The organism is Aliidiomarina sanyensis, from assembly GCF_003987175.1.
GTDB lineage: Bacteria > Pseudomonadota > Gammaproteobacteria > Enterobacterales > Alteromonadaceae > Aliidiomarina > Aliidiomarina sanyensis.
The window spans coordinates 64,017-81,239 of record NZ_PIPM01000008.1 but is presented as its reverse complement, the minus strand read 5'-3'; the positions used below and the strand labels follow the sequence as shown (position 1 = coordinate 81,239).

16 protein-coding genes are annotated in these 17,223 nt (G+C 51.5%); all 16 read right to left on the bottom strand.

Annotated elements, in window-relative coordinates; genetic code table 11:
• Positions 1–11: 11 nt before the first annotated feature.
• The 16 genes from CWE11_RS08605 to leuS all read right to left on the bottom strand — a co-directional run bounded on the left by CWE11_RS08605 (position 12) and on the right by leuS (position 17,177).
• Positions 12–2,432 (bottom strand): alpha/beta hydrolase family protein, encoded by a 2,421-nt coding sequence (locus tag CWE11_RS08605; RefSeq protein ID WP_126777211.1) that lies wholly within the window; start codon positions 2,430–2,432, stop codon positions 12–14.
• Positions 2,433–2,559: 127 nt separating this feature from the next.
• A complete protein-coding gene (gene lipA / locus CWE11_RS08600; protein WP_126777210.1) occupies positions 2,560–3,525 on the bottom strand; it encodes a lipoyl synthase in 966 nt (321 codons plus the stop codon).
• Positions 3,518–4,171 carry a lipoyl(octanoyl) transferase LipB gene (gene lipB / locus CWE11_RS08595; RefSeq protein ID WP_126777209.1) on the bottom strand — a complete coding sequence of 218 codons (654 nt, stop codon included), beginning with the start codon at positions 4,169–4,171 and terminating at the stop codon, positions 3,518–3,520. The genes lipA and lipB overlap by 8 nt, the downstream gene beginning before the upstream one ends.
• Positions 4,172–4,224: 53 nt before the next feature.
• Complete coding sequence (ybeD, locus tag CWE11_RS08590; protein WP_126777208.1) at positions 4,225–4,488, bottom strand: DUF493 family protein YbeD; 264 nt, start codon at positions 4,486–4,488, stop codon at positions 4,225–4,227.
• Positions 4,472–5,341 carry a D-amino acid aminotransferase gene (locus tag CWE11_RS08585; protein ID WP_126777207.1) on the bottom strand — a complete coding sequence of 290 codons (870 nt, stop codon included), beginning with the start codon at positions 5,339–5,341 and terminating at the stop codon, positions 4,472–4,474. Before CWE11_RS08585 ends, ybeD begins: the two co-directional genes overlap by 17 nt.
• The gene (locus tag CWE11_RS08580) at positions 5,338–6,513 is read right to left on the bottom strand and encodes a D-alanyl-D-alanine carboxypeptidase family protein (RefSeq protein ID WP_241971762.1); all 1,176 of its coding nucleotides are present in this window, start codon (positions 6,511–6,513) and stop codon (positions 5,338–5,340) included. Before CWE11_RS08580 ends, CWE11_RS08585 begins: the two co-directional genes overlap by 4 nt.
• A 118-nt stretch (positions 6,514–6,631) precedes the next feature.
• A complete protein-coding gene (locus tag CWE11_RS08575; RefSeq protein ID WP_126777206.1) occupies positions 6,632–7,411 on the bottom strand; it encodes a septal ring lytic transglycosylase RlpA family protein in 780 nt (259 codons plus the stop codon).
• A complete protein-coding gene (mltB, locus tag CWE11_RS08570; protein WP_126777205.1) occupies positions 7,411–8,418 on the bottom strand; it encodes a lytic murein transglycosylase B in 1,008 nt (335 codons plus the stop codon). Before mltB ends, CWE11_RS08575 begins: the two co-directional genes overlap by 1 nt.
• Positions 8,419–8,476: 58 nt before the next feature.
• A complete protein-coding gene (gene rodA / locus CWE11_RS08565) occupies positions 8,477–9,598 on the bottom strand; it encodes a rod shape-determining protein RodA (protein WP_126777204.1) in 1,122 nt (373 codons plus the stop codon).
• Positions 9,585–11,501, bottom strand: coding sequence for a penicillin-binding protein 2 (gene mrdA, locus CWE11_RS08560; protein ID WP_126777203.1), 1,917 nt, complete (start codon positions 11,499–11,501; stop codon positions 9,585–9,587). The genes rodA and mrdA overlap by 14 nt, the downstream gene beginning before the upstream one ends.
• A gap of 2 nt (positions 11,502–11,503) precedes the next feature.
• A complete protein-coding gene (rlmH, locus tag CWE11_RS08555) occupies positions 11,504–11,974 on the bottom strand; it encodes a 23S rRNA (pseudouridine(1915)-N(3))-methyltransferase RlmH (RefSeq protein WP_126777202.1) in 471 nt (156 codons plus the stop codon).
• Between the two features lie 6 nt (positions 11,975–11,980).
• Complete coding sequence (gene rsfS, locus CWE11_RS08550; RefSeq protein ID WP_126777201.1) at positions 11,981–12,301, bottom strand: ribosome silencing factor; 321 nt, start codon at positions 12,299–12,301, stop codon at positions 11,981–11,983.
• A gap of 66 nt (positions 12,302–12,367) precedes the next feature.
• Positions 12,368–13,018 carry a nicotinate-nucleotide adenylyltransferase gene (nadD, locus tag CWE11_RS08545; protein WP_126777200.1) on the bottom strand — a complete coding sequence of 217 codons (651 nt, stop codon included), beginning with the start codon at positions 13,016–13,018 and terminating at the stop codon, positions 12,368–12,370.
• Positions 13,008–14,078, bottom strand: a complete 1,071-nt coding sequence (holA, locus tag CWE11_RS08540) for a DNA polymerase III subunit delta (RefSeq protein WP_126777199.1) — start codon at positions 14,076–14,078, stop codon at positions 13,008–13,010. The genes nadD and holA overlap by 11 nt, the downstream gene beginning before the upstream one ends.
• A gap of 8 nt (positions 14,079–14,086) precedes the next feature.
• Positions 14,087–14,605, bottom strand: a complete 519-nt coding sequence (locus CWE11_RS08535; protein WP_126777198.1) for an LPS-assembly lipoprotein LptE — start codon at positions 14,603–14,605, stop codon at positions 14,087–14,089.
• Positions 14,595–17,177 carry a leucine--tRNA ligase gene (gene leuS / locus CWE11_RS08530; protein ID WP_126777239.1) on the bottom strand — a complete coding sequence of 861 codons (2,583 nt, stop codon included), beginning with the start codon at positions 17,175–17,177 and terminating at the stop codon, positions 14,595–14,597. The genes CWE11_RS08535 and leuS overlap by 11 nt, the downstream gene beginning before the upstream one ends.
• Positions 17,178–17,223 lie beyond the last annotated feature (46 nt).

Below are 17,223 nucleotides of genomic sequence, written 5' to 3'. Positions count from 1 at the left end.
TCAGCGAAAGGCTATTCCGCGTGTTTGACGAACTCGTCAAGCCACTCGACTGTCTCCCACAGCATATGTAGAACACTTTCGCGCGCGCGATATCCATGTGATTCCAGAGGGAGCATCACCAGACGGGTAATTCCGCCGTTCCCTTTGATCGCCTGATACATCCGTTCGCTTTGCATCGGGAAGGTTCCCGAGTTGTTGTCTTCTGCACCATGAATGAGTAACAACGGTGTTTTAATCTGATGGGCAGAAAAGAACGGTGACATCCGTTGGTACAATGCAGGATCATCCCAAATTGTCCGTTCCTCCCGCTGGAAACCAAACGGGGTAAGCGAGCGGTTATAAGCGCCGCTTCGGGCGATTCCTGCTTGGAAAAGATCGCTATGGGCTAGGACATTAGCGGTCATGAAGGCGCCATAGCTGTGCCCACCGAGAGCCACTCGATTGGGGTCGGTGACGCCGCGGGAAACGCCCGCGTCGATGGCTGCTCTTGAGTTCATGATCAACTGCTCAATAAATGTGTCATTTGGCAGCTGTTCCCCTTCACCGACGATGGGCATGGTTGCATTATCTAGGACTGCATACCCTTGCGTCGCAAGGAACTGCGGTCGCCAATAGCTAATCCGATTAAATTCATAGGGAGAACCGCTGACCTGGGCTGCGGCCGCTGAACTTCTGAATTCCCGTGGATAGGCCCAAATGATGGTTGGTAAGGGACCATCGCGTTCGGCATCGTATCCGGCAGGAAGAAACAGCGTGGCTGACATAGGCAGTCCATCTTCCCGCTCATAATGAATCAGTTCTCGGGAGATCCCCAAGGTGTCAGGCATTGGGTGAGGCGTTTCAGTGAGAGCGGTCAGATCATTATTGCCTAGCTCGCGCAGATAGAAATCGGGTGGCGAGTTGATTGATTCCCGTTGAGTCAGAAAACGACGCTCAGACCAATTGATGAGAGCGACTGGGCGCTCGAAGTAAGGGGATTGCGAGCGCCAGAGTTGCTCGGTTTCTCCAGTGCCCAGATGACGACGGTGGATGAATGGACGATCGCCCTCGTCGGAGGCGCCGGTTCCGGTGAGAATGATGTGTCCATCATCGATCAGTAACACGCGACGACCATCAACCCGCGTCATGAGCGGATTTCCGGGGTCATTGTAACTGTCTTCCCATGAACGCTCCCAAACGAGCTCAGGAGCACGATCACCATCTGGATTGATGTTCCATACCCGTTCTTCGCGATCCGCCCACCAACGCTCCCATACTAATGCGGTATCACCATCTGCTGCGAGTAAGCGAGAGAAGCGAAAATTCAAATCGAGTAGATGGCTTGGATCTGATTCGAAAGGTGCTGCGAGTTGATACACCCGGTCACGTACTTCTGCTTCAGCGCGCGGATTTCCGCCATCGGCGGCTTCAGCCCAGACTAAGGTTGCATCTGCGTCGTTCCGCCAGCTGATGTTGCGGCGCGACTCAACGACCGCATCAAACCCGATCGGAAGATTATCAGCGAGCGGTTGATCCACCACCTGATAGACGGATTCACCGTTTAAATTCCAAACATCTGTTGTCCGCGCAAATCGGAACTGCGGCACCGCGTAGGAGTATGGGCGCTGCAGTTCAGTCACAAGAATATATTGATTGTCCGGAGACCATTGAACGTCATTGTAGACCCCCGGACTCCCGATAAGATCGACGTCGCCGGAGGTGTGCACACGAGCAATTTGACTGCTGAAATAATAGTCAAACAGGGCCTCGTCATGCTCATCACTCAGAAGATCCTGGTAGGTACGCGCGGGCGCGCTGCGTCCACGAGTCTCCGTGATGACGGGTGCGGCAGGGACGATGGGGCGCTGTGGCTCGGCTCCACGAGCAGGATCCACAAGTGTTACGAGAATGCTCTGACTATCCGCACTCCACTCGAGTTGAGTACCCCAGACGCTGTTGACGGGAAGCGAGCTCCATTGGCGTGCTCGGTTCTCTCTTAGGCTGACTTTCCATAGGGTCGCAGCGTCTTCTTCCATGTGGATAAAAGCAAAATAGTCTGCCGATGGTGCCCACGACACGCCAATTGCGCGCAAGTCGGCTGGCAGATTCTCGATGGTTCGTGCATCACCGGACTCTGTTTCAATCAAGCGAAAGTCTTCGATATATCGTGCTTGGCTGATCGTGCTATTCGCGGGGTTGATCCGTCGACCGGCAAGTCGATACTCTGGTGCGGCAAGATCACGCAAAGTTGGGAGTGCGGGGTAGTCGAGTATCAGCAAGAAATCGCCACCTGGACTCAGATTTGCACCGGGTGCAGGTGCGGCATCGACGATATCAATGATTTCTTGAGCTGGTTCTTGATAACCGATATTGACCGGATTCGCGAGAGCAACCAACGGGATAAAACTGGCAATACCAAGCGTCGTTGCGAGGCGTTGTGCAGACGTGCGCATAAAAAAGCTCCGTTTCTTCTGTAATGAACTACATCACAGCGTGAACGGAGCTTGATTACCAGCAAAATGCGACCATCGGGGAGTGATAGTCGATTATTGCCCAACGTCGCGAGTGGATTCGAGACGATTAAGAGACTTCAATGCCTGCTGCCTGTAAATCGGCGTGATAAGAAGAGCGAACAAGTGGGCCTGATGCCGCTTGGGTAAAGCCCATTTTATCAGCTGCTTCCTTAAACATCGCAAACTCATCCGGAGTCACGTAACGGGTGACCGGGATGTGATGACGGCTCGGTTGTAAATACTGACCGATAGTCAACATGTCGACGTCATGACGTCGCAAATCTTCCATGACGGCAAGAATCTCTTCGTTGGTTTCACCGAGCCCCACCATCAGGCCTGATTTTGTCCGAACGTCTGGGCGACGCGCTTTGTATTTCTTCAGCAAATCCAGTGACCATTGGTAATTTGCACCCGGGCGTGCCGCTTTATAAAGACGGGGAACGGTCTCTAGGTTGTGATTAAATACATCCGGAGCTTCAGCCTCTAGGATGTCGAGTGCAATATCCATCCGCCCGCGGAAATCAGGAACCAGTACTTCAACCTGAATGTTTGGCGAGTGTGCACGAATTTCTCGGATACAGTCGGCAAAGTGTTGTGCACCTCCGTCGCGGAGATCATCTCGGTCCACCGAGGTCACCACCACATAGCGCACACCCATATCGCGAATCGTCATCCCGAGTTTAACGGGCTCGTCGGGATCTGGGGCGAGTGGGCGACCATGCGCGACATCACAGAATGGACAGCGTCGTGTGCAAATAGCCCCTAAAATCATAAAGGTCGCCGTCCCGTGATTAAAGCACTCGGGCAAATTAGGACAGCTTGCTTCTTCACATACCGAGTGAAGACCATGTTTGCGCATCGCTTTCTTAATGTGATCGATCTTTTCAGTGGACGCAGGCAATTTGACTTTGAGCCACTCTGGTTTGCGCAACATTTGCTCCCGCTCAGTGGGAACCACTTTGACTGGGATGAGTGACATTTTGTCGGCGTCGCGGAGCTTTACTCCGGCTTCAATGTTTGCACTTTTAGACATAGGCTTCAGGAAGTCCTGTTGTTGCATCAAGTTCAGTGTAATTCAGCTGCTGAGCAAAGGCAGCAACCACTTTATCTGCGGCCTCTTTGACCGATGTTGGGCCGCCATGAGCACTCGTTTGCGTCATGACCATCCCAGCGTAGCCGCAGGGGTTGATCCGCAAGAATGGCGAGAGGTCCATATTGACGTTCATCGCCAACCCATGGAATGAGCAACCCCGACGGATCCGCAATCCAACGGAACAGACTTTCTCTTCGCCGATATAGACACCCGGCGCGTCGGCACGCGGAGCGGACTCGATCCCATAAGATTTTAAAACGTCGACAATGCTACTTTCGATCGCTGTGACCAACTCTCTCACGCCAATCTTGCGGCGCCGAATATCGAGCAGAAAGTATACCACAAGCTGTCCTGGACCATGATAGGTCACCTGTCCGCCACGATCGACAGGAACCACGGGAATATCTCCGGGCGCCAACAGGTGTTCCGCCTTGCCTGCTTGCCCCTGCGTAAATACAGGAGGGTGCTCCACGATCCAAAGCTCATCAAGTGCATGCTCATCGCGCGCGTCGGTGAATGCTTGCATAGAACGCCACACCGGCTCATAGGGCATGTCATGCAGTTGTCGAATGACTAGTTTATGCATGGGGTTAGTATACCGTGCTTTTACGTCCGCAACACCGGACAAAACGTAGGGGCTTACAAAACGTATCGGACGTCATCAATATCGGCAAGGGCTCGATACAACGTCTCAATGTGGGTTTTGCTGTTGACCACGACAGAAACCGAAATGGAGTAATAGTTGCCTTTACTTGAGGGACGGATTTCGGGGCTATAATCGCCGGGTGCATGTGCCTGAATGACCTCAATCACTTGGTCGGCGAGATCGCCTGAAGCGACGCCCATCACTTTGAAAGTGAAGTCACAAGGAAACTCGAGTAATTCATCAAATTTGGTTTTCATGTTTGACCTTTTTTACTGCTTTTGGGCGGCTATTTCGAAAACACGTCATTAATTTTTCAGTGATGGGACCACATTGACCGTCGTTGATCAGTTGACCGCTCACAGTGCCAATGGGGACGATTTCACGGGTCGAGCTGGTGAGGAAACACTCATCAGCGGCATAGAGTTCCGCGACAGAAAATGGCCGCTCTTCAACGGAAATACCGTTCTTTTTGGCGAGCTTCAGAACCCAATCTCGTGTAATGCCAGGCAGAATTAATGTATCCGCTGGAGCGGTAATCAGCACGTCATCTTTCACGATGAAATAGTTACTCGAAGCACCTTCTGTCACACGACCAGCTCGATGGAGTAAAGGCTCAATTGAACCGTCCTGCTGAGCCGCCATCTTCGCCATAATATTTCCGAGCAGACTGATACTTTTAATGTCACAACGGAGCCAACGAATATCTTCCATCAATGTTGCCCGTGCAGGCGCTATTGAGCCGACCGGCGGGGTAAATGCAGATAATGTCGCCATCACGGTCGGTTGTAAATTGGGCGAGGGTAAATGATTGCGCGGAAATTCAGCACCACGGGTAATATGGATGTAGAGTACTGCATGCTCAAGAGGGGCATGCGCATGCAACTGTGCAATGATTTCAAGCCAATGTGCTCGGCTGACCGGCTGCGGTATCTCAACTTCGCGAAGACTCCGCTCGAGACGTTCCATGTGCGCATCAAATAAGAATGGTTGGCCAGAATAGATAGGCACCACTTCATAAATACCATCGGCAAACAAAAATCCCCGGTCGAAAGCGGAGATTTTTGCTTCAGTCGCCGGAACAATTGCTCCGTTTAACCAGACATAACTCATTCGTCGCTAAAACTCTTGCGAATACTATCCATAATCCGTTTAAAGAACCCTCCTTGGGTTACTTCAACCAGGGTGACCAACGGGAAGCTTGCAATGTCCTCATCACCCAGCGTCAAGTTGACTGTCCCCACGTGTTCGCCAGCAGCAAGAGGTGCCTCCAGACTCCGATCTAATACGAAGTTTGCTCGGACGTTCTGACGTTGTCCACGTGGTAAGGTGACCACAACATCCTCACCCGTACCCAGCGCGATTTCATCAACCGAGCCGCCCCAAATCCGCTGCGATGCGAGTTTCTCGCCCGCACTGTAGGCTTTTACCGTTTCAAAGAAGCGGAAGCCGTAGTTTAATAATTTTTTCGATTCAGCGGCCCGCACAGTTTCGCTTGCGGTCCCAAGGACGACAGTAATAAGGCGCGTATCCCCTTCGGTAGCGGTTGTCACAAGGTGATACCCTGATTCACGAGTGTAACCAGTTTTTAAGCCGTCAACATTCAACGTCCGGTCCCACAGGAGTGAGTTTCGGTTGTACTGACGGATTCCATTGAAGGTAAATTCACGCTCAGAATAAAGCGCATGTTGCTCCGGTACGTCGCGGATGAGCGCGCGGGCAAGAATGGCCATATCGCGCGCCGACGTTTGCTGACCCTCGCTAGTCAGACCGTGGCTGTTAGAAAATACAGTTTGAGTCATGCCTAATTCGCGTGCATATGCATTCATAAGATTGACGAACCCATCTTCGGTCCCTGCAATATGCTCAGCCATCGCGACACAGGCATCGTTTCCTGACGCAATGATAATGCCACGATTTAGGTCCTCGACTTGAACCTCACGCCCGACTTCGATAAACATCAGGCTCGAGCCTGGAAAGTTACGTGCCCAGGCATTTTGGCTGACGGTTACGGTATCATCGAGCGCGATGCGGCCATTCTGTAACTCCCGACCAATAATGTAGCTTGTCATCATTTTGACGAGACTGGCAGGGCCGTGAAGTTCGTCCGCGTTCTCGCTCGCGATGATATGACCCGTCGTGTAATCCATCATCACGTACGCGCGCGCATTGACAGGAGGGACCGGTGGAGTAACCGCATGGACGGTAAAAACGCTTAATAGGAATGCCACCATAGCAACCAGCGGAGTAAACAGAATTTTGCGGCTGTTCATGTCAGTCTTCATCTCTCGTCTCATTGTTAGAATCAGGTTCTTGCGCGCCTTTCTGCCGAGTGGATGTGGCGATAAAAGGGGCACGAGTATAGCAATTTATGGTCTGTATCGGAACGTCTTCACATGGTATTTACGGCAGGTTTTCCACGGGGACACGAAAAATGCCTTGAAACCCGTCCTGCTGCAATTGATTTATCCAGTGTATGGTTTGTCGCTCAGTAAAGGGCCCGATATACAGACGATTCAGACCATTTTGATACCGGGTAGTTGCGCTCAGTTGATAATTTTCTTTTAACTGAGTTGCAAGTCGCTCGAGGTTTGATTGCTCGCGCGCTGCAGCAATTTGAATAAAGTGCGCGGGGATATCATCAAAACCAGGCTGATCAAAGGTGATGGCCTCAACGCGAACCGGTGCCGTACCGCGTCGATGCATATCGATAGCGTACGCGGCAGAGAACGAGAGATCGATTACCCGATCACTATGAAATGGCCCCCGATCATTCACACGCACAATCACACTTTTACCATTTTCAAGGTTGGTCACCCGAACCCATGTGGGCAGAGGAAGCGTCTTGTGTGCTGCTGACAAGCTATACATGTCGTAATGCTCGCCGAGAGACGTCAGGTGCCCATGAAATTTTTGGCCATACCAACTTGCAATACCTTCTTCCACAAAACCATTCGCATCGGAAAGCACACGATAGTGTTGGCCATTTATTTCATAGGGTAGGTTGCCACGTCGACCAATTGCTTCAGGACGGGGGGTCAGAGGATAGAGTTCTGCTGCAGTCGGTGTTCTGAGAGGCGCTTCGTCGCTTGCAAGACGATAGCGCCCCTGCTCGGGCTGACTGCTACAGCCGACCAGTCCTAGCGCGACTAACGATAGAAATAAACACCCAATACCGCGCATTACTGTGCATCCTGTGTCACGCGATGCGCACGCAGTTGCTCTGCGAGTTGGAAGACCGCCATGGCATAAAGTGGGCTGTGGTTATACCGAGTGATCGCATAGAAATTCTGAAATCCAACCCAGTAGGAATAGCTGCCGTCTTCTTCCGCGAAGGCAAAGAGGCGTGCGCGTGATTCACCGGGGAGTGCCGTGATAAAGCGAACGCCTTGCTTGTGAAGTTCATCAACAGTGTGCGTTAGAACCGTGCCACGCCCACTCGTCAAGGCACTCACGTCCGTGTCAGCGCTTACCCAGGCCGGCACTGCAATGGGTTGAGCATCACGCCAGTTGTGCCGCGCAAAGTAGTTGGCAACGCTTCCGATTGCATCGACCACGTTGGTCAATAAATCTCGCTGACCATCCCCATCAAAATCGACTGCATAGTGTCGGTAACTCGAGGAAATAAATTGTCCAAATCCCATAGCGCCGGCATAGGATCCCATCAATTCGTGGGCCGGAAGATTTTCTTCACGGGTCAGCAGCATAAATTGAGCCAGCTCACTACGGAAAAAAGTTTGGCGAGGGGGGAAGTGGAAGCCAAGGGTATAGAGTGCATCAAGAACTCGGTGACGCCCCATGACACCGCCGTAGTACGTCTCTACCCCTAAAATTGCAACGATAACCTCTTCCGGAACTCCATACACTTTACGGGCTCGTTCAAGGGTATCCGCATGTTTATCCCAGAAGGCTAACCCTTCTTGGAGCCGACGCTCAGTAAGAAAGATGGTGTAGTACTCATACCAAGGACGCGCTTCCCAAGGACGACTAATCGCATCGAGGATCGGCTGGCTCTTGTTTGCTGCGCGTAGCAACGCTTCAGTTTCTTCTGGAGGAATCTGATGCTTTTCATGCATTTCTTGGATGAATTGACGTTCCGCTTCCGACCAATCGCCGAAGGCGGGAAACGCTGTAAACATGATTGATAGGATGGCGAGAGTCGCCACGAAAACCCCAAGCAACGCTTTCATACTTCACCTTTGTTGTAATGGTTATATTTTTAAAACGCCAAGTGACTGCGAGCGCGAACTATCCGGATTGACTTATAACCAGACGTCGGTGCGTCGCAATACCCATCAACATGCCAAATCCTGCCATCATGGTCACCATGGATGTGCCGCCATAGCTAATCAGCGGAAGTGGGACACCGACGACAGGAAGGAGCCCTGAAACCATCCCAATGTTCACGAGTACGTAGATAAAGAACGTCAGAATAAGACTGCCCCCAAGCAGACGTCCAAAATTACTTTGTGCTCGCATCGAAATTAGCATGCCACGAAAAATGACAAACCCATATAGGATTAACAATCCGACCACACCAAAGAAGCCAAATTCCTCAGCGAATACAGAAAATATAAAATCCGTGTGTCGTTCGGGAAGAAATTCGAGTTGAGACTGGGTCCCTTGGAGCCACCCCTTGCCCTCGAGACCACCTGAACCGATTGCGATTTTCGATTGAATAATATGATAGCCACTCCCTAAAGGGTCGCTTTCGGGGTTCAAGAAGGTCAAGATACGTTGCCGTTGATAGTCTCTCAGCAAGAAAAACCAGAACAGGGGCAAGCTCGCCGCTGCAAGTGCACCGCCCACAGATACGAGACGCCAACTCATGCCCGCGAGGAACAGCACAAAAATCCCAGAACTCGCGACCAAAATCGCAGTCCCTAGATCCGGTTGTCGGGCAATCAATAGGGTGGGGATCAATGCAAACACGAGGCCCGCGAATACATGGAAGAAACGAATCGGGATCTGGCTTTTTGAACAGTACCAAGCCAAAAGCATCGGAACCGCCAATTTAAGAATCTCAGAGGGTTGAATCCGTGTGATACCGATATTGAGCCAGCGTTGCGCTCCTTTTCCAACCTCTCCGAAAAACAACACGAGGATGAGTAATACCACGCCAATTAAGTAGAACGGGACGGCGTATGTACGCCACGTTTGAGGCGAGATTTGAGCAACCACGACGAGAACCACAAGCGAGACGCCGAGGCGAATGGCCTGACGGTAAACGAGGCCGACATCTTGGCCTCCGGCACTATAGATCACAAATAGGCTGACGATACCAAGGGCCAGAATCCCCAAGAGCAGTGGGCCATCAATGTGTAGCTTTGCTAACCACGGGTTGCGTTGCCGTTCTTCAGTCGTTTGCATACGCCTCCCGTGCTCTGATTTCCTGTAATTTGAGTTGTCGCGTGGCCTCATCGGCGAAGTAAAAATCCATTACCGCACGCGCCACCGGCGCGGCATTGCGTCCACCACCACCCACGTTTTCGATAGCTAAGGCCACGACAATCTCGGGTTTATCCGCAGGTGCATAACCAATATAGGTGGCATTATCACGGAATCGCTCTTCGACCTCTTCAACATCGGGACGCTGTTGTACATCGTCACCGATGCGGACGACTTGTGCCGTGCCGGTTTTACCGCCGGTTGTGTACGTTGCACCACGATATGCAGTCCAAGCGGTTCCTTGCCGGGAGGTAATGACTTCCTCCATCCCTTTGCGAATGGTCATCCAATGGCGGTCTGCCACGTTCTCAATGGGAGGCAGATGATAGGGTTCGATTAACTCAGGTACAAGCCGTTCGCCGGTTCCTCGCAACAAGCGGGGTTGTGGGCGGTTGCCGTTTGTCGCCAAAATAGCGGTCGAGTAGGCCAGTTGAATAGGCGTTACCGTCCAAAAACTCTGACCGATTCCCACCGATAAGGTTTCTCCGGCATACCATGGCTCGTTAAACCGCGCACGCTTCCATCCTCGGTCCGGCATGATCGCAGCACTTTCTTCACGAATATCAATTCCGGTTTGTTGACCAAAGCCAAACTCGCGCATAAAGCTGGAAATTGAGTCGATACCAAGCTGGTTGGCCACGTCGTAATAAAAGACGTTGCAAGATTCTGCGATGGCTCGCGTCACGGTCACCCAGCCATGGCCGTGAGGCCGCCAATCTCTGAAGCGTCGGTTGACCCCTTCGAGCCGAAAGTACCCAGGATCCCAAATACGGGTCTCAGCTGTAATAACGCCCTCGTGCAGTGCCAACAATCCGAGGTGAGGTTTAATTGTCGATGCGGGTGGGTAGCGTCCTTGGGTTGCGCGATTGATTAATGGGTTGGCTGGATTATTCAGCAGGGCGCGATAATCGACGGTCGAGATCCCACTCACGAAAAGATTGGGATCGTAGCTTGGATTGGAGTACATCGCTAGCACGCCACCGGTATTGGCATCCATCACTACAATGGCGCCACGCCGGTCACGGAGTTGATCGCGGGCAATTTCTTGCATGCCAATATCAAGCTCGAGATGAAGGTCTGTGCCTGGTTTTGGTGGCGTGAAATCTAGTGTACGAACAACGCGCCCCCGATTATTTACCTCAACCGTTTGGTAGCCGACGGTGCCGTGGAGCTTGGTTTCATAAAACCGCTCAATGCCTAATTTGCCGATGGTGCGGGTTGCTGCGTAGTTTGCGTACCGCTCTTGTTCACGGAGCATTTGGACATCTTGTTGATTAATACGGCCTACATAACCGATGGTATGCGTAAAGAGGTCGCGATGTGGATAAAACCGTTGCAAACGGCCTTCAATCGTTACCCCTGGAAAATGATGTTGATTGGTCGCGAAGCGTGCAACTTGGTCTTCCGTGAGGTTATCGACAAAGGTCACATTCGGGAAACGGCGCGCTTGTCTCAGCCGCGTGTTGAAATCAGAAATGACGCCTTCGGGCAATTCGAGAAGAGTTTGCAACCGCTGCAGGGTATCCTGCAAATTGCGGGCCTCTAACGGGGAAACCTCGAGTGAATAAACGGGGATATTATCGGCGAGGAGCACGCCATTACGGTCATAAATGAGACCGCGGTTCGGAGCCACAGGCAGGACCGTGATGCGATTACTGTTCGACCGAGTTTGAAACTCTGCAAAACTGGTCACTTGTAATTTGTACAGATTAGTCAGTAATACCGCAAACACGATAAAAACGATGCCTATCGATACAATCGCTCGGCGAGTAAAAAGTGCTGCTTCTGCCTGATGATTCCGTATCGGGACCCGTTTTCTATTCATAATTATTCGCGGTGGTACGGATGATTATTTAAAAGACTCCACGCCCGAAAGAGCGCTTCAGCGATAATGACACGGACCATCGGGTGGGGCAAGGTTAGGGGGGACAAGGACCATGTTTCATCAGCCCGTGCTTTACACTCTGGGGCCAGACCCTCTGGACCACCCACGAGAAACGCGACGTCGCGACCATCAAGTTGCCATTTTTGCATGCGCTCTGATAGCCGGTGGGTATCCCATGGCTTACCATCGACTTCCAGAGCGACAACCTGGGTTCCTGGCTTGATTGCGGCGAGCATTTTCTCACCCTCTTGCACCGTCAAACGCTGAATATCTGCCTTTTTACTGCGCTTCCCAGCGGCAATCTCGACGAGGTCGAGAGGGAGCTCTGGAGGCATTCGCCGAGCATACTCATGATATCCCTCATGAATCCATGAGGGCATCTTCTGTCCCACGGCGATGAGCTGTAAACGCATGGTCGCTTAATGACCCCAAAGTTTCTCAAGTTGGTAAAAATCGCGTGTGCTATCTTGCATGATGTGAACAACGACGGTTCCGAAATCGACCAAAACCCACTCGCCGTCAGACTCACCCTCCACGCCTAGCGGTTTTTCTCCCGCATGTTTCGCTTCGACCGCAACATGGCTGGCGATACTCCGAACATGGGTTTTTGAATTTCCTGAACAGATCACGAGAAAGTCGGCGACATCGGTCTTACCTCGTACATCCAGGGTTTGCACATCCCGGGCTTTTAAATCGTCGATCTTATCGAGAACGAAATCGCGTAATTCTTCAGTTTGCAAAGCAAATGCTCTCCTATGGGGGTTGTTAACCGCGCAAGTGTACCACGAGTCGTTGTTATCGTGCAGCTAGCGAACACCGTAAAGGTGGTGCTTTTGAATGTACTGCCACACAGGTTCGGGCAGAAATTCGGGACATTCTGTCTGACCGGCGAGTTGAGCTCGAAGTTCCGTTGCAGAAATGGGGACGTCATAGGCTTCAGCAAGGAAAATGCCTCCGTGCCCTGACTCAAGTTCTGACATGCTGATGCGTCGCTTTGCGAGGAGGTCGACTACTTCGGGACGGGCATCTTCGAGTGTATATCCAGGACGAGGCATCACGACAAAGTGAGCATAATCAAACAAACGCTCCCAATGAAGCCAATCCGGCAGGTTTAACAAACTATCCATGCCGATAATAAAGACCAGCGTTGCATTTGGGCACCGCTCACGAAAGTGTTTGAGAGTCGGCAAGGTACGAGAAGGAAGGCCTTGACGAAGCTCCCAATCATTTACGACTAGGCGAGGATCCAGTCCTGCTGCCGCGTCCAGCATACCGAGTCGATGCGTATTAAGAACTTCCGGCTGTTGTCGATGCGGCGGAGCACAGGTCGGTAGCAGATGGATAACATCCCATCCGCAGCTATCTGCAAGTCTGAGCGCGGGTTTTAGATGCCCCCAATGCACCGGATCAAATGTTCCCCCTAAAATAGCAACTTTGCGGGGCGCGTTACTCTGCATATCTTACCCCTTTGCTTCGCTGAATACCGGCCAATGGAGCCAAGTTCTCCGTTAGGTTTGGCTGAGTCATAATCAGGCCAAAATGGGCTGCCAGCGTTGCAATGCTCTCTCCAGAGTCGCGTTTGATGGCTCGTTCAATTCGATCAAGCAACTGACTTTGAGCAAGAAGTGCTTGGGGACTTTGTTTTTGTACTAAGGCGAGAAATGCCGATTGCTGAGAAGGCCATATTTGTTCTTGCTGCCATAAGGACTGCAAGGGCGTGTTTGCCAGTTGGGCACGACGGATTGCTCCCACCGCTTGGTGTAACTTTTGCAATGTCCAGTGAATAAGCGTCGGTTCGGTGCCTGTTTCGAGGAGTCGATTTAAACAATGCAGGTATTGCGCATAGTGATTTGCAAGCAGTGCGTCCCGCAAACCAAAAATATCGAAACGACTGTTGTCTTCATTCGTCTTACGAATAATATCGGCATGGATGGGCTCGGATGTACCGACCAAGGCGGCCCGCGCGAGCGCTTGATCGAGAGCAAGTAAGTTGCCTTCGTACCAATCGCTCAGGAGCTCAATGGCGTCCGGCAGTAAGGTAACTTCGTGAAAGGCTGCGCGCTCGCGAATAAACTGGGGGAGTTGGCGTCTCTCAGGTGTATAGAGCGGAACGAACACGCCCCGTTGGCTTAAGGAGGTAAACCACTTTGCTTTTTGCTGATCTTTGCGCAGGCGAGGTCCGAAAACCAAGAGACATTGGTCTTCCGATTGCTGTTCGATAAATGCCTGCAATGCTTGTCCACCATCACGGCCGGGTTTGGCATCGGGCAGTTCAAGCTCAATTAATTGCTTGGTTGTGAAGAGGGACATCACCTGACCCGCCTCATTCAGCTGTTCCCAAGCGAACGCTTTGTCTTGGGTAAAGCGTTGACGCTCGTCAAACCCATGCCGTTTGGCGGCTGCGCGAATTGTATCGAGGGCTTGATTCAGTAAAAAAGGGTCATCCCCAAATACCATATAAACAGGCTTTAGGTCGTGTTGCAGATGCGTGGTGAGCTGGGTTCCCTGTATCTGCATTGTCAACACTACTCCCACGTGATTCGATTCAGGAGGAGAAGAAGACGGCGAGCGGCATCACTCCTCATCTCGCTAACTAACAGCTCGAGCTCCCGGTGTTTTGCCAACGCAAAGTCAGGGTCATCTTGATAGTCTCGTAGAATTTGTATCTCGTGTTGATGCGTGTCCCCGGACTGCGTTGTGATGGTCACAGGCAACACATAGATGAGTTCATATTCTGCGACCTGTCCCGAAGACAACATGGAAAGGATACGTCGATCAAGCCGGTCGGAACCGAGTTCGACATGGGTGACGCCCGGAGCCGGTTCAACCAAGGTGATGCCACGTTGAACAAAATTTTCTTCAATGCGGAGCAAAATTTCACTGCCTCGTTGCCCCTCCAGTGCAAGCTGCTCGATTTGGGCGGATACTTGATAATCACCGCGGAGCTGAAACCCACAGCCGACCAGCAAGAACATCAGTGCGAGCAACGCGCCGATCCGCGTTACTCGTTGCTGGATGAAATATGGGTGACGTTTAGGCAACAACGATATTCACCAATTTACCGGGTACATAAATAACTTTACGTACCGTGCCTTCCGCGGTGTATTTCTGTATCTGCGGTTGCTCTAAGGCTAACGTTTCGATGGTGGACTTATCGATATCCGCAGGAACCGTGATCTTCGCGCGAACTTTCCCATTGATTTGCAGGACAATGAGCTTCTCATCTTCAATCAATGCATCTTGGTCAACGTCTGGCCATTGCGCGAAATTGAGGTCACTGCTATGCCCGAGTGCCCGCCACATGTGATCACAAATATGGGGCGTAATCGGTGAGAGCATTACCACTATCGCATTCAATGCTTCTTGCATGAGCGCTTTATCTGCATCCGTTGCAAGTGGTGCCTTCTGAAGATGATTCGACAATTCCATAATGGCGGCAATCGCGGTATTGAAATTTTGCCGACGGCCCATGTCATCGCTCACTTTTGCGATGGTCTTGTGGGTTTCCCGTCGCAGTGCTTTCTGCGCACTATTCAATAACGACGCATCAACTGGATAATGTCCGGCAAAGTCTTGGAAGTCATAGACCAATTTCCACAAACGGCGAAGGAAGCGATGGGCGCCTTCAACGCCTGCATCTGACCATTCCAACGTGAGCTCAGGTGGCGCAGCAAACATCATGAACAAGCGAACCGTGTCAGCCCCAAACCGATCAACCATGGTTTGCGGATCGATCCCGTTGTTCTTCGATTTCGACATCTTACTGATACCCGCATGGAATACAGGTTTGCCATCTTTGACATAGACCGCTTCGAGGACTTCCCCTCTCTCATTGCCTTTGGTTATCTCAACATCGGCAGGAGAGAACCATGTTTTACCACCCTTACTGTCTTCTCGATAAAAACTATCAGCAAGCACCATACCTTGACACAAGAGACGCTTGAAAGGTTCATCGGATTGAACAAAGCCGGTATCACGCAGGAGTTTGTGGAAGAAACGCGCATACAAAAGATGCAAAATCGCGTGTTCAATCCCACCGATGTATTGATCGACCGGCAACCAATAATTGGCTTTGTCTGGATCGAGCATCCCATCTTCATGGCGCGGTGAACAGTAGCGCGCGTAATACCAACTTGACTCCATAAAGGTATCAAAGGTGTCCGTTTCGTGCTCTGCTGGCAATCCTTGATAGGTGGTTTGACGCCATTCTGGGTCTGCTTTAATGGGCGAGGTCACACCGTCCATGACCACGTCTTCAGGCAGTTTAACCGGCAGATCGTGCTCCGGTACTGGGACAGATTCGCCATTGCCTAAGTTCAACATCGGAATGGGAGTGCCCCAATAACGCTGGCGCGAGACACCCCAATCGCGGAGGCGATAGTTCACTTGACGTTCGCCTTTGCCAATTGCTTGTAGCTTATCGGCAATCGCGTTAAATCCGTCTGCAGACGAGAGTCCATCGAATTCATCAGAATTGATGAGGGTACCTTTCTCGACCATCGCACCGGTGCTGTAATCATGTTCGCTTTCACCTTGAATCACGGCCTTAATGGGTAATTGATAGGTGGTGGCAAACTCGAAATCTCGTTGGTCATGTGCGGGAACTGCCATAACGGCGCCGGTCCCGTAATCCATCAAGACAAAGTTAGCGACGAAAATTGGGATTTGCTCGCCGGTCAATGGATGGGTTGCGGTGAATCCAGTGGCAATCCCTCGCTTTTCCATGGTTGCAAGATCGGCCTCAGCAACCTTTTGTTGCTTACAGGATTCAACAAATTCCGCAACTTCTGGTGTCTGTTGTGCAGCATGCTGTGCGACTGGATGCTGAGCTGCCACGGCCATATAGGTCACCCCGAAAAAGGTATCAGGGCGTGTGGTGTATACTTTGAGGTCCCGATCTAAGGCGTCTACATGGAAGGTGATCTCAACACCTTCGGAGCGCCCAATCCAGTTGCGCTGCATCGCTTTGACTTGATCGGGCCACCCATCGAGTTGGTCTAAGTCATTCAGCAATTCCTCAGCGTAGGCGGTGATACGAACAAACCACTGCGGGATTTCGCGCTGCTCAACAGGCGCTCCTGAGCGCCATCCGCGACCATCGATCACCTGTTCATTGGCAAGCACGGTTTGATCGACTGGATCCCAGTTCACGGTTGCATTTTTCTTGTAGACCAACCCCTTCTCATACAGTTTGGTGAAGAACCATTGCTCCCATCGATAATACTCGGGATGACAGGTTGCAATTTCACGGCTCCAATCGTAGCCAAACCCAAGCGTTTTCAACTGCTTGCGCATTTCGGAAATATTTTGGTAGGTCCAGTGTGCCGGTGCTGTTTTGTGTTGAATTGCAGCATTTTCTGCGGGCAATCCAAACGCGTCCCAGCCAATTGGGTGCAGCACGTTTTTACCGTGGAGACGCTGATATCGGGAAACAACATCGCTCAGGGTGTAGTTTCTGACGTGACCCATGTGGAGTTTGCCACTTGGGTAGGGAAACATGGAAAGACAATAAAATTTTTCTTTCGCACTGTCTTCTTGCACAGAGAACACCTGCTCGCGTTCCCAGCGCTCCTGAACTTCAGCTTCTAGAGTTGATGGTTGATATTGCTCGTCGATTTTCCGCGTCATTAAATTACTACCTGTTGATTCTTTTTCTCGAACT